General features: G+C 62.9%; 11 protein-coding genes and 2 tRNA genes. 11 read left to right on the forward strand and 2 right to left on the reverse strand.

What is annotated here, in order from left to right; all coding sequences use genetic code 11:
* Positions 1–14: 14 nt before the first annotated feature.
* Complete coding sequence (gene mutL, locus K426_RS13575; protein ID WP_066557994.1) at positions 15–1,787, reverse strand: DNA mismatch repair endonuclease MutL; 1,773 nt, start codon at positions 1,785–1,787, stop codon at positions 15–17.
* Between the two features lie 147 nt (positions 1,788–1,934).
* On the opposite strand from mutL, the gene K426_RS13580 reads away from it, so the two are divergent.
* The 7 genes from K426_RS13580 (at position 1,935) to K426_RS13610 (ending at position 8,041) form a co-directional block, all read left to right on the forward strand.
* A complete protein-coding gene (locus tag K426_RS13580) occupies positions 1,935–2,981 on the forward strand; it encodes a rod shape-determining protein (protein ID WP_007685698.1) in 1,047 nt (348 codons plus the stop codon).
* Between the two features lie 109 nt (positions 2,982–3,090).
* The gene (gene mreC / locus K426_RS13585) at positions 3,091–4,020 is read left to right on the forward strand and encodes a rod shape-determining protein MreC (protein ID WP_066557997.1); all 930 of its coding nucleotides are present in this window, start codon (positions 3,091–3,093) and stop codon (positions 4,018–4,020) included.
* Positions 4,017–4,544, forward strand: coding sequence for a rod shape-determining protein MreD (locus K426_RS13590; protein WP_066557999.1), 528 nt, complete (start codon positions 4,017–4,019; stop codon positions 4,542–4,544). Before mreC ends, K426_RS13590 begins: the two co-directional genes overlap by 4 nt.
* Complete coding sequence (mrdA, locus tag K426_RS13595; protein ID WP_066558002.1) at positions 4,541–6,607, forward strand: penicillin-binding protein 2; 2,067 nt, start codon at positions 4,541–4,543, stop codon at positions 6,605–6,607. Before K426_RS13590 ends, mrdA begins: the two co-directional genes overlap by 4 nt.
* Positions 6,604–7,716, forward strand: coding sequence for a rod shape-determining protein RodA (gene rodA / locus K426_RS13600; protein ID WP_066558003.1), 1,113 nt, complete (start codon positions 6,604–6,606; stop codon positions 7,714–7,716). Before mrdA ends, rodA begins: the two co-directional genes overlap by 4 nt.
* 136 nt (positions 7,717–7,852) lie before the next feature.
* A tRNA-Lys gene (locus K426_RS13605) sits at positions 7,853–7,928 on the forward strand.
* A gap of 37 nt (positions 7,929–7,965) precedes the next feature.
* Positions 7,966–8,041, forward strand: a tRNA-Lys gene (locus K426_RS13610).
* 96 nt (positions 8,042–8,137) lie between these two features.
* Here the strand turns inward: K426_RS13610 and K426_RS13615 are convergent.
* Positions 8,138–8,608, reverse strand: a complete 471-nt coding sequence (locus K426_RS13615) for an Lrp/AsnC family transcriptional regulator (protein WP_066561775.1) — start codon at positions 8,606–8,608, stop codon at positions 8,138–8,140.
* 160 nt (positions 8,609–8,768) lie between these two features.
* Between K426_RS13615 and K426_RS13620 the strand changes: the two genes are divergently transcribed.
* The 4 genes from K426_RS13620 to K426_RS13630 all read left to right on the forward strand — a co-directional run bounded on the left by K426_RS13620 (position 8,769) and on the right by K426_RS13630 (position 12,636).
* Positions 8,769–9,002 (forward strand): hypothetical protein, encoded by a 234-nt coding sequence (locus tag K426_RS13620; protein ID WP_066558005.1) that lies wholly within the window; start codon positions 8,769–8,771, stop codon positions 9,000–9,002.
* Between the two features lie 282 nt (positions 9,003–9,284).
* Positions 9,285–10,676 carry a sugar transferase gene (locus K426_RS32550; RefSeq protein WP_066558010.1) on the forward strand — a complete coding sequence of 464 codons (1,392 nt, stop codon included), beginning with the start codon at positions 9,285–9,287 and terminating at the stop codon, positions 10,674–10,676.
* A gap of 285 nt (positions 10,677–10,961) precedes the next feature.
* Positions 10,962–11,159 carry a hypothetical protein gene (locus tag K426_RS31330; protein ID WP_145907330.1) on the forward strand — a complete coding sequence of 66 codons (198 nt, stop codon included), beginning with the start codon at positions 10,962–10,964 and terminating at the stop codon, positions 11,157–11,159.
* Between the two features lie 274 nt (positions 11,160–11,433).
* Positions 11,434–12,636, forward strand: coding sequence for a hypothetical protein (locus tag K426_RS13630; protein WP_206377428.1), 1,203 nt, complete (start codon positions 11,434–11,436; stop codon positions 12,634–12,636).
* Positions 12,637–12,645: the final 9 nt, after the last annotated feature.

A 12,645-nucleotide genomic window follows, 5' to 3' on the forward strand; every position in this document is an offset into this window, starting at 1 on the left:
TTGGATTGGGGCGGTTACTTCCGCCCGAACAGTTTCTCGATATCGCGATGCCCCAGCTTCACCCAGGTTGGACGACCATGATTGCACTGGCCGCTGCGAGGCGTGATCTCCATTTCGCGGAGCAGCGCGTTCATTTCCGCGACGCTCAAGGTCCGGCCTGCGCGCACCGAGCCGTGGCAGGCCATGGTGGCGGCGACCAGATCGAGACGCTCCTTCAGGGACAGCGCACTGTCATAGGCGGCAAGGTCGTCGGCCAGGTCGGATACCAATCCCTGCACATCGCCCTGCCCCAACATCGCGGGGGTTGCGCGCACCAGCATGGCGGCGGGACCGAAGCGTTCCAGTTCGAGCCCGAAATCCTTGAGTTCCGCGATCCGCGCCTCCAGCCGGTCGCAGGCGGGTTCATCCAGTTCGACCACTTCGGGGAGGAGGAGCGCCTGCGCCGCGACGCCCTGCCCTTCCATGGCGCGGCGCATGCGTTCCAGCGTCAGACGCTCATGGGCGGCGTGCTGATCGACGATGACGAGGCCGTCCTCGGCTTCGGCCACGATATAGGTGCGGGCGACCTGACCGCGGGCAACGCCCAGCGGGAAACTGCTTCCTTCCGGTGCGGGCGCGGCGGCGGGTTCGGCGCGGGCTTGCGGCGGAGGCGTGAGGAAGCTGGGACGGCGTTCGGCTACGGCATAGCTGGGGATCGGCGTCCCGGCGGCTTCGAAGATCGGCATGGCGCCGATCGGCGTGGGGGAGATGGGTTCGGGTTTCCATGCGGAGAGGCCGGCGGGATCGGCATGCTGGACGGCGCGGAAACCTCCGGCATCGAGGGCGCGGCGCAGGCCGGAAACAATCATGCCCCGGATCAGCGCGGGGTCGCGGAAGCGGACCTCGGTCTTGGCGGGATGGACGTTGACGTCGACCTCCAAGGGAGGAACGTCAAGGAAAAGGGCGACGACCGGGTGCCGGTCCCTCGCCAGCATGTCGGCATAGGCGCCGCGCACCGCGCCGACGAGCAGCCGGTCGCGCACCGGACGACCATTCACGAACAGGAACTGATGGTCGCCCACGCCCCGATTATAGGTCGGGAGCGAGGCCACGCCGGAAAGGCGCACCCCTTCCCGCTCCAGCGCGACGATCACATGATTGTCCACCAGCGCGCGGTCGGTAAGTGCGGCCACGCGGTCTTCGCGCGCCTCGTCGGCCTGTACGCCGAGCACCCGGCGGCCATCATGCTCCATGCTGAAGGCGATGGCTGGATGCGCCATGGCGAGGCGGCGGATGACGTCGAGGCAAGCGGCATATTCCGCCTTGGCCGAGCGCAGGAATTTGCGGCGGGCGGGGACGCGAGCGAAGAGCTGCTCGACCGTGACCCGCGTGCCCGGCGGCAAGGCGGCAGGGCCCTCGCTCACCACCACGCCATTGTCGATGGTGCGGTTCCAGCCGTCCTGTCCCTGCGGCCGGCTGTCGATGGAAAGGCGCGCCACGCTGGCGATGGAGGGCAGCGCTTCACCCCGGAAACCCAGGGTGGCGACATTTTCGATCGCGTCATCGGGTAATTTGGAGGTGGCGTGGCGTTCCAGCGCCAGCGCGATCTCTCCTGAATCCATGCCGCAACCGTCGTCGCTCACCTCGATCCGGTCGAGACCGCCATTGGAAATGCGGATGGCGATCCGGCGCGATCCGGCATCCACTGCATTTTCAACGATTTCCTTGAGCGCGCTGGCGGGTCTTTCGACCACTTCGCCCGCAGCGATGCGATTGACCAGATGTTCGGGCAGACGGCGTATTGACATTGATTAGTGACTAGCCCAAGCGAGCGCTTTCCGCGAGACACAAGCCTCAAGAAAATTTGGTTACCCAGGGGGCGGGTGGAACGTGGGGCGAACTTTCCGACTGTCCCGGTTCGCTTCGCCGGGGCGGCGGGCTGAACAGGAACAGGCATGTCGATCTTCTCGCGTCTCTTCAAACTCTCTTCCCAGGACATGGCCATCGACCTCGGCACGGCGAACACCGTGGTCTATGTGCGCGGGCGCGGCATCGTGCTCAACGAACCGTCGGTGGTGGCGGTCGAAACTCTGAACGGCGTGAAGCGGGTGAAAGCGGTCGGTGACGACGCCAAGCTGATGATGGGCAAGACCCCCGATTCGATCGAGGCGATCCGGCCGCTGCGAGACGGCGTGATCGCGGACATCGACGTGGCCGAGCAGATGATCAAGCATTTCATCACCAAGGTGCATGGCGGCAAGTCACGGCCCTGGCGCTTCCCGGAAATCGTGATCTGCGTGCCGTCGGGCTCGACCAGCGTCGAGCGCCGCGCGATTCGCGATGCGGCGAGCAATGCCGGCGCATCCCAGGTTTTCCTGATCGAGGAACCCATGGCCGCCGCGATCGGCGCCGACATGCCCGTGACCGAACCGATCGGCTCCATGGTGGTCGATATCGGCGGCGGCACGACCGAAGTCGCGGTGCTGTCGCTGCGGGGTCTGGCCTACACCACCTCCGTTCGCGTGGGCGGCGACAAGATGGACGAGGCGATCGTGTCCTTTGTGCGCCGTCACCACAATCTGCTCATCGGTGAAGCGACCGCCGAACGGATCAAGAAGCAGTTCGGCGTGGCCCAGCCGCCCGAGGACGGCGTGGGCGAGACGATCCACATCAAGGGCCGCGATCTGGTGAACGGCGTGCCCAAGGAAATCTCGATCAATCAGGGCCAGATCGCGGATGCGCTGGCCGAGCCGATCAGCACCATCGTCGAGGGCGTCCGTATCGCGCTGGAAAACACCGCGCCGGAGCTGGCGGCGGACATCGTCGATCAGGGCATCGTGCTGACCGGCGGCGGCGCGCTGCTCAAGGGGCTGGACGACGAGCTGCGCGACGAGACCGGCCTGCCCGTCACCATCGCTGAAGATCCGTTGACCTGCGTCGCGATCGGCACGGGCCGCGCAATGGAAGATCCGATCTTCCGGGGCGTTCTCCAGACCGCCTGAATTTGTTCCGGTTCGGTTGAACCGGAACAAATTCGGCATTTTTTGTTTGCCGTGATTTCCGAGCCGCCAGATGAATGTATCTGGCTTGAAATCACTTAGAGGGGAAAGCATGGCGCGGCCACCCAGCCGACGCCCCGGGCACAACCGGAAGGCGCAATATAGCCTCTTCGCCAGTTATGTCGTGGCGATGACCGGCGCCGCCGTCGGCCTGCTTCTGGTGGTTGTCGCCGTTTTCGATCCGACCGGCTTCGCCGCGATCCGCATCGCGACGGCGGAAGTCACGCGTCCGGCGTCCGTGACCTTGAAGAATATGGTGAGCGGGGTCGCCTCGATCGATGAAGTGCTGGCCAGCTATTGGCACGCGGGGTCGCAGAATGTGGCCCTGCGGCGGCAGGTGGAGGCGGACCGCAACCGGATCATCGAGGCGCAGGCGGTCGCGCAGGAAAATCTGCGGCTCAAGAAACTGCTCAAGCTTGTCGAGGATGATGGCAGCGAATTGCTGACGGCGCGGTTGATCGCCTCCTCCTCCTCCAGCACGAGGCGGTTTGCGCGGCTCAATGCCGGGCGTTGGCAGGGGGTGCGGCCGGGCATGCCTGTGCGCGCGCCGGAGGGGTTGATCGGGCGCATCCACATCACCACGCCCAATACGGCGGAGGTGCTGCTGTTGACCGACACCAGCAATATCGTGCCGGTGCGCCGGGCCAACGACAGCGTGCCTGCCATTTCCACCGGGCTTGGCGATGGGACATTGGAAATCCGGGCGCTTGCAGCGGGACGCAATCCCTTTAAGCCCGGCGACCTGCTTGTGACGTCTGGAATCGGCGGGGTCTATCAGCCCAATATTCCGGTAGCAGTGATCGTACGGATCGAGGGTGAGATCGCCTATGGCGTGCCCCTTGCCAATCCGTCCAAGGTCGACGCCGTGGTGGTCGAGCGCTCCTTCGAGGAAACGGTGACGCGGACCGACGTCAATGCATCGGCCACGCCGTTCGAGCCGGAAGCGGCGGAAAATGCGGCCGTCGGTACGCCACCGCCATGATCGACCCGCATCTGCAGCATGTGCCCCGCCTGGGCCGCCACCCTTCGCGCTTTCGGCTGGCGGGAACGCCGGTCATCACGGTGATGCTGGGATCGCTGGTGACGGCCCTGCCGGTGATCGCGCAATCGCCGGTCATGCCGCCTTTCGGCCTGTTGCTGCTGCTGTCCTGGCGGCTGCTGCGTCCGGACTTGTGGCGAACCTGGATCGGCGTGCCGCTCGGCCTGTTCGATGACATTGCCAGCGGCCAGCCGATCGGGTCGGCCATGTGCCTGTGGACCATCACCCTGATCGGCATCGATGCGGTCGAGCATCGCATGGTTTGGCGAAGCTATCGGCAGGACTGGTTAATCGCGTCCATGGCGATTATCTTCTGCATCGCCGGCGGCGTTTTCTTCGCGCGGATCACCGGCGGAGGAAGTATCAAGCTGTTGCTGGTTGCGCCGCAAATGCTTTGGACGGTCCTGCTCTTTCCCTTCGTCGTCCGGCAATGCGCCCGGATCGATAGCTGGCGCGTGATGGCATGAAGCTGCCCCTGCTCAAGAAGAAAACCGTTACAGAAGCCTCCCTGTCCTTCACTTTCACGCGCCGCGCGATGGTCGTGGGCGGATTGCAGGGGGCGGTCGGGGCGTTGCTGGTCGGGCGGATGGGCTGGATCAGCGTCGCGGAGAATGAGAAATATAATCTGCTGTCGGAGAGCAATCGCGTCAATCTGACGCTGATTCCGCCGCGTCGGGGATGGATTATCGACCGCAACGGGCGGCCGCTGGCGAACAACCGGACGGACTTTCGCGTCGACCTGATCCCGGAGCGGGTGACGGATGCGGAGAATACGATCCGCAGCCTGGCCCATCTGCTGGCGCTGAGCGATGACGAGGTCGACCGGATCAAGGAAGAGCTGGACAAGTCGGCCGGCTTCCGGCCGGTGCAGGTGGCGGAAAAGCTGACCTATGATCAATATGCGGCGGTCAGCGTGCGGCTGCCCGACCTGCCGGGGGTCGCGCCCAGCCAGGGCTTTTCGCGCAACTATCCCGGCGGGGCCACGGTCGGCCATCTGCTGGGCTATGTCGGCGCAGCGTCGGCCAAGGATTATGAGGAGCGCAAGGATCCGCTGCTGATCACGCCGGGCTTCAAGGTCGGCAAGGACGGGCTGGAGCGGTCGTTCGACAGGGAACTGACCGGCAAGCCGGGCGCGAAGCGGGTGGAGGTGACCGCTCGGGGCAAGATCGTGCGGGAACTCACCACCCGGCCCGACACGCCCGGCAATCCAATCAAGCTCACCATCGATGCGGGCTTGCAGGAATATGCCGGGCGGCGGCTGGCGACGCAGAGCGGGTCGGTGGTGGTGATCGACTGCCACAATGGCGATGTGCTGGCGATGGCATCGATGCCCAGCTTCGATCCCAACAGCTTTTCCGACGGCATCAGCCATCTGGAATGGGACATGCTGTCGAAGGACGACCATGTGCCCTTGCGCAACAAGACGCTGCAGGGGCTCTATCCGCCGGGGTCGACGGTGAAGCCGATGGTGGCGCTGGCGTTGCTGGAGGCGGGGATTTCGCCCATGGATACGGTGAATTGCCCCGGCGCGATCCGGGTCGGCAACACGCTGTTCCACTGTCACAAGAAACGCGGCCATGGCTCGCTCAACATGCGGGGCGCGATCGCGCAGAGCTGCGACATCTATTTCTACACGATGGCACAGCGGATCGGCATGGACCGGATCGCCAGCATGGCCCGGCGCGTGGGCATGGGGCAGAAATTCCAGCTCCCCTTCCCCAGCCAAAGCTTCGGCACGGTGCCGGACCCAGCGTGGAAACTGAAGAAATATAATCAGAAATGGCAGGTCTACGACACGGTCAACGCGACCATCGGTCAGGGCTATATGCTGATCAACCCGTTGCAGATGGCCGTGATGGCGTCGCGGCTGGCGACGGGCAGGCAATTGATGCCGAACTTCATCTTCGGCGCGCAGCGACCCTCTCCGGCGCCTGTGGGCGTGAATGAGGAGCATCTGGTGACGATCCGCGACGCGATGAGCGCGGTGGTGAACGGCGGCGGCACCGGCGGCGCGGCGCGCATTCCCCTGCCCGGCGTGATGATGGCGGGGAAGACCGGGACGGCGCAGGTACGCCGCATCACCATGGCCGAGCGCGGCGGCGGCGTGCGCAGCAACGCCTCCCTGCCCTTCAAGCTGCGCGACCATGCGCTGTTTCAGGGCTTCGCGCCGTTCGACAACCCGCGCTATGCCATCGCCTGCATCCTCGAGCATGGCGGCCATACCAACCGCGTCGAGGACGCGCCGATGATCGCGGCGGACACGATGACCTACCTGTTCGATCAGGCCAAGGCGATGGAGAAGCTGGAGTCGATCGAAAAGGATTGGGGCGGCCCCCCCGCCGAGCGCATGGCGCGGCAGATGGCGGCCTACAGGCTGGCAAAGGCCATCGAAAAGGGTGAGGCGCCACCGCCGGAGGCGGCCAATGCGATGAATGCGGCGGAGGGAAGCAATGCCTCGACCGCCCCGCCAGCGCCAACCGCTCCGGTCGATGCCGACGATGCGCCCCCTCCGGCGGACACCGCACGATGAGCATCGTTCCGGAGCCCCTGACCGAATTTCCCTGGCGCGTGCTGGGCATATTGCTCGCCATTGCGGGGTTCGGGACGCTGGTGCTGTACAGCGCCGCCGGGGGCAGCATCACGCCCTGGGCGATCAACCAGGGCGTGCGCTTCGTCATCTTTGCCGGCATGGCGCTGGTGCTGAGCCGCATTCCGCTGCGGACATTCGCCCGTTTTGCCTTCCCCGCCTATGGCCTCGTGCTGGCCGCCCTTTTTCTGGTCGAACTGATCGGCGGGGTCGCCGGGGGCAGCCAACGATGGATCAACCTCGGCTTCATGCAGTTGCAGCCTTCCGAATTCATGAAGCCGATCATCGTGCTTGCGGTCGCGCGTTTCTATGCGTTGCTGCCAGTGGGGGAAATAAGGCGCTGGAACGCCATCTGGCCGGCACTGGTGCTGATCGGCGTGCCCTTCATGCTGGTGCTGGTGCAGCCCGACCTCGGCACCGCGACGATGATCGCGGCAGGCGGGGTGACGGTGATGTTCCTCGCGGGATTGCCGCTGCGGCTGTTCGTCGGATCGGGGCTGGCCTTCGCCGCCATCGTCCCCATCGCCTTCAGCTTCCTGCACGATTATCAGAAGAACCGCGTCCTGATCTTCATGGACCCGGAAAGCGATCCCCTGGGCGCGGGCTATCATATCAGCCAGTCGAAGATCGCCATCGGTTCGGGCGGCATATTCGGCAAGGGGTTTCTGCAGGGCACGCAGAGCCATCTCGACTATCTGCCCGAGGGGCATACCGACTTCGTCTTCGCCACCATGGCGGAGGAATGGGGGCTGATGGGCGGGGTGCTGCTGATCGGCGCCTTCATGCTGCTGTTCCGCTGGGGCATCGGCGTGTCGATGCGCGCGCAGGACAAATATGCCCGGCTGGTGGCGGCGGGGCTGACCACGACGATCTTCTTCTATGTCGCGATCAATCTGATGATGGTCATGGGCCTGGCGCCGGTGGTGGGCATTCCCCTGCCCTTCATGTCCTATGGCGGATCGTCGATGCTGACGGTCATGCTGTGCGTCGGCATCATCATGGCCATCGAGCGGTCGGGACGGCGGCGCAGCCGGCCAGGAAGCTGGGGTTGAAATCGGGGTCGGAACGCCCCTGTTTGCAAAATTTTGCCGCGCTGGGCGATTTCCTGTTTGCAAAGTCCGATGCGACTGCTAACAGCCCGCCCACGCCAAGGCGACGGCCCGCAAGGGACTAGCCGAAAGCAGGTGTGGACGCATAGCTCAGTTGGTAGAGCAGCTGACTCTTAATCAGCGGGTCCTAGGTTCGAGCCCTAGTGCGTCCACCAAATTCCTGCGGATCAAGGCGCAAGCCGAAACCGGCGTGGACGCATAGCTCAGTTGGTAGAGCAGCTGACTCTTAATCAGCGGGTCCTAGGTTCGAGCCCTAGTGCGTCCACCAAAAAAAGTGCGTGCACCAGATCCTGCCGCATATTTGTTTCTCCATAGCCAGCACTCAGCTCCTTTGATAGGCGCTCCTCTTAACCCAGGCCTCTGATCAGACCGGCAAGGCGGTGGTGAACTTCGTCATGGACAGGGCGAAGTGGGAGGCCGCGCCCGCGACTGAGGGATGGCCCAGCAGGGTCATCATCAGGAAACGGTTATAGTCAGCGACATCCGCAACGACCACGCGCAGCAGATAGTCCCATTCTCCGGACATGGAGAAGCATTCGACGATTTCCGGGCGGCCGTCGACAAATTGCTCGAAGGCGCGGCGCGCTTCCTGCGCGTGACTGCGCATGCGGATGTTGCAAAGGACGTTGACGCCGCGCCCGACCTTCTCCGGATCGACCAGCCGAACCGTACCGGCGAGGATGCCCGCAGCCTCCAGCGCCTTGATCCGGCGCCAGCAGGAGGCGCTGGACGCCCCCACCCGCTCGGCCAGATCGGCATGGCTGAGCGTCGCATCTTCCTGCAGGGCCGCGACGATCTTCCGGTCGATGGCGTCTATCTGGCGATCCTGTTTCATGATCGGCAGAATAGCCATGGCGCGTATTTCATCCAAGAGCCGATTGGAATGATCCGCCGCGGATGCTTTTACCCCGGCAGAGGTTCCCAAATCGCTTTCCTTTTCGGCCAGTAGGGCTATTCTGTCGGCAGGTCGCATCAGGTGACTGGGGCTGCGTAAAATGATCGACCTTTCTCCTCAGCCCCAAGACAAGAGCAGCGGCACGAAGGCGGCGCCCGCCGTACCTCAGCATGATCCGGTGCTTCGCGAAAATGGAGATGGCAAAGGCGCGCGGCAGTGGTGGCAATTTTCGCATGAGGGAGCGGAGGCTGCGATCCAGCGGCTATCGCGTTGGGCCGGTCCTATCGCTCTGCTGCTGGCGCTCTGTTTGCTGGGCTGGTGGATAATCCGCTGATCCTGCTCGTGATTCGGGTTTGAAGGGGTCTGTCAGGCGCCCAACCCATCGATGAAGGCCAAATACTTAATTCAGGTCGTCGCAAATCTGGGGCAGAGCGTCTTTCAGGATAAACGGATCATCGGAAAAGCGGGTCTACGCATCCCGCCCCCGATTGTCAGTCCCTCCCATTTATGTCCTGCTGCTGCGCAACATAAATCAAAATGCTGCGGATGTCTGATGGTTAACACACTGCCGCGCGGCGGTGCCCAGCTTGACGTCAAGACATAAAAAGGGTTGCAGATGTCGAAAATTGATCTGGCGATCAAAGGTGTTCCCAGTCGCCAGCCCGCTACAGCCGCCGGTCAACGGAATGCGCGGCTTTGGTTGTGCGTGTTGCTGCTGGTCGCTGATATGGCCGCGCTCGCCACGGGCTTTGCCTTCGGGCTGCGCGCTGCCGGCTTACCATGGCTGTCGGACGGGCAATGGCCGCCGCTGGCGGGCGGCATGATCGTCTATGCTGTCCTGGCTTTCCATAATCAGGCCTATAATCCCCATTGCCTGACGCGCATGACGCAGTCCTGCCGCAGCGCGACCATGGCCTTTGCAGGAACATTGCTGATCTTCCTGCTCGTCCTGTTCTCCCTGAAGGCGACCGGGCAATTGTCGCGCCTGGGAATTTCGGCCGGAATCTTGTGCAGCGGGACTTTGCTCGTTCTGCAACGATTGATGATCGTGCACACGGTTCGCCGGAACTTTGCCGATGGATTGTTCGCACAGTTGCTGATCATCGATGACGGCGTCATTCCCGACGATGTCAGCGGCATGGTGATCGTGGATGCGGGCGCGATCGGGCTGCGGGCCGATTTGGACGATCCCTATATGCTGCATCGGTTGGGGACGCTGCTGCGCGATTATGATCGCGCCGTGATCTCCTGCCCCGCCGAGCGCAAGGCCGACTGGGCGCAGATGCTCAAGGGCGGCAACATATTGGGCGAGATCATCGTGCCGGAATTGGACCCGATGGCGCCGCTCGCCGTGCAGGCCTATCGCGGGACGCCGACTTTGGTGGTGTCGCGCGGGCCGCTGAACCTCGCCAACCGGGCGAAGAAGCGGTTGTTGGACATCGCGCTGACGGTGCCGGTGCTGATCGCGCTCGCTCCGCTGATGGCGGTCATAGCGATCCTCATCAAGCTGGACTCGCCGGGGCCGGTCTTCTTCCGGCAGGAGCGGATCGGGCGCGGCAACATGCTGTTCCATATCCTGAAATTCCGCAGCATGAAGGTGGAGCAATGCGACGCCGCTGGCGCCACCTCGACGCAGCGGGACGACAATCGGATCACGCGGATCGGCGCCTTCATCCGCAAGACCAGCATCGATGAACTGCCGCAGTTGATCAATGTGCTGCTGGGCGAGATGAGCCTGGTGGGGCCACGTCCCCATGCGCTGGGGTCGACGGCGGAGGAGCAGCTTTTCTGGCAGGTCGATCGGCAATATTGGCATCGCCATGCGCTGAAGCCGGGGATTACCGGCCTGGCGCAGATCCGCGGGTTCCGCGGCGCGACCGAGACGCGGCGCGACATATTGAACCGCGTCGAGGCGGATCTGGAATATCTGCACGGCTGGAGCCTGACGCGCGATATTGCGATCTTGTTCGGGACGCTCAACGTCCTGGTGCACAAGAACGCCTATTAGGAGCACTTCCCATCCTCCCTGCATGGGGAGGATTTCATAGAAACGACTCGAAGAAGCGCCAAAGACGCAAAGAGCGCAAAAGGGTTCCGCAAGAAAAACGAAATTCACGACGAATTGTTGCCGCAAACGCCTTACCGCAAAATATCTTATCCCAGATTAATGATTCGGTGATCCCTGGCTGTCATATGCGACGAATTGATGTCGTCGCCCTTCCCTTCCCAACTATTTGTTAACCGCAAAATCGGATATGTCCGTCATCACCAATCGGGCGGCGGGAACAGCGACGTGGCGGAAGATTTTGCAGTGGTTGCAGTGGCACCTACGTTGATCGAAACGGCAGAGGTCCGTCGGGACATTCCGACGCATGTCGACGGCATTACTTTTGTCGATCGGGCCGAACAGGGCGTGCAGTTCGTCTCGCGCTGGGCGGGCATTCTTGCTTTCGTCGGCGCGGTGGCGGCGATCGTCTGGCTGGTCGTCTGAGCAGAATCGCTCAAGCCTCCAAGCTTTCTCCCAGATTAACAGCTTCAGGGTGCGGCGGGATTGTCCCGGCGCGCCCTCTTTTGCGATGACCCGAGCCGTTGTTTTGACACGATAAGCTGCTTTCCAGGCAGTGGCGTTACGGTGAAATCCCTATAGCATGCCCAAATTGCTGCAATGCAATAAGGGTCGAAGATTGACAATATGCAATGAACCACATTTGCGGGGCAGCTTTTCTGCGCCCTGCAAAAACGAATTCCAATGGTCGCGCACCTTCATGGCCGCTGCGCTAAGTGGTGCGTCAATTGTCGCGGCCGTTCCTTCCGTTCTGCATGCGCAGAATGATGACGGAACGACTGTGCAGAAACGCGTCCAGAATCCGGAAGAGGAAAAGCGCCTCAAGCAATATGGTCTTCATCTGACCGCCGGGCTCGACCTTCTCTATGATGACAATGTCTATCGCGTGGACGACCGGGTGGAAAATCCAATCGACGACCTGATCGTGACGCCTTCGGTAGAGGCCACTTTTGGCAGACCGATCGGGCGGCACGACATATTACTGCGCGGCAAGATCGGTTACGACCGCTTCATTTCCGAAGGCCAGCGCAGCAAGCTGCGGCTGGATACGGAGGCGAAGGCGAATATCCGCTTCGGCGCCACCTGCCTGATCACGCCCCGGGCGGCCTATCGCCAGCAGCGGGCTGATTATGGCGACATCAACTCGGCAACGGAAAATCTCCAGAAATTTGCGACTATCGGTGCCGATTTCACCTGTGAGCGGCCGGGGCTGTTTCCGGTGGCGAGCTATGAGCATGACACGACGCGCAACGCCGCTGCGTTCGACTATGCCGATCAGACCAGCGATACCTTCATGGGCGGCGTGGGCTATTCCATGCCCAGCCTAGGCACGCTGACCGCTTATTATGAGCGGGTGAACAGCAAGCGCGACACGCTGGGGATTGAGAACCGGATCAACAGCTATGGCGTCCGTTTTCAGCGCGCAGTGACGCCGATCACGCAGATCGACGCAGATCTCCGCTGGCTGGACGTGAACAGCGACAGCGCGGCGGTGGGCGGCTATAATGGACTGGGCTGGAAAGTCAGCCTTTCCACGCAGGCCATTCCGCGCCTGAAGCTGACCGCCACGACCGAGCGGGCGATCATCAACGACAGCCTGATCGCCAGCGGTTTCGCCATCGACACCAGCTATCGCATCCAGGGCGAATTCTCGATCTCCGAACTTACCTCAGCCGGGCTATATGCGGAGTGGGACCGGCGCAAATTCCGGCAGGATGCGGCGCTTCGTCCCTATTCGATCACGGCTGATCGCAATCGTCGCTTTGGTGCCATGCTGACGAGGAAACTTTCGGACCGCTTCGATCTTACGCTCGACGCCCAGCATTACGTCCGCAGAACGGACACCAGCGTATCCAATTATAGCGGTACGCAAGTGATGCTGGGCGCAGCTCTGCATTTTTAGATCCTCACC

It is taken from the genome of Sphingobium sp. TKS (assembly GCF_001563265.1).
Taxonomy (GTDB): domain Bacteria; phylum Pseudomonadota; class Alphaproteobacteria; order Sphingomonadales; family Sphingomonadaceae; genus Sphingobium.

Excerpts from the sequence above, each read along its gene's own strand:
- K426_RS13620 (WP_066558005.1), top strand. The coding sequence starts at position 8,769 with ATGATCGACCTTTCTCCTCAGCCCCAAGACAAGAGCAGCGGCACGAAG.
- mrdA (WP_066558002.1), top strand. The coding sequence starts at position 4,541 with ATGAAGCTGCCCCTGCTCAAGAAGAAAACCGTTACAGAAGCCTCCCTG.
- mreC (WP_066557997.1), top strand. The coding sequence starts at position 3,091 with ATGGCGCGGCCACCCAGCCGACGCCCCGGGCACAACCGGAAGGCGCAA.
- K426_RS13580 (WP_007685698.1), top strand. The coding sequence starts at position 1,935 with ATGTCGATCTTCTCGCGTCTCTTCAAACTCTCTTCCCAGGACATGGCC.
- K426_RS13590 (WP_066557999.1), top strand. The coding sequence starts at position 4,017 with ATGATCGACCCGCATCTGCAGCATGTGCCCCGCCTGGGCCGCCACCCT.
- K426_RS13615 (WP_066561775.1), bottom strand. The coding sequence starts at position 8,608 with ATGAAACAGGATCGCCAGATAGACGCCATCGACCGGAAGATCGTCGCG.
- mutL (WP_066557994.1), bottom strand. The coding sequence starts at position 1,787 with ATGTCAATACGCCGTCTGCCCGAACATCTGGTCAATCGCATCGCTGCG.
- rodA (WP_066558003.1), top strand. The coding sequence starts at position 6,604 with ATGAGCATCGTTCCGGAGCCCCTGACCGAATTTCCCTGGCGCGTGCTG.
- K426_RS32550 (WP_066558010.1), top strand. The coding sequence starts at position 9,285 with ATGTCGAAAATTGATCTGGCGATCAAAGGTGTTCCCAGTCGCCAGCCC.
- K426_RS13630 (WP_206377428.1), top strand. The coding sequence starts at position 11,434 with ATGGCCGCTGCGCTAAGTGGTGCGTCAATTGTCGCGGCCGTTCCTTCC.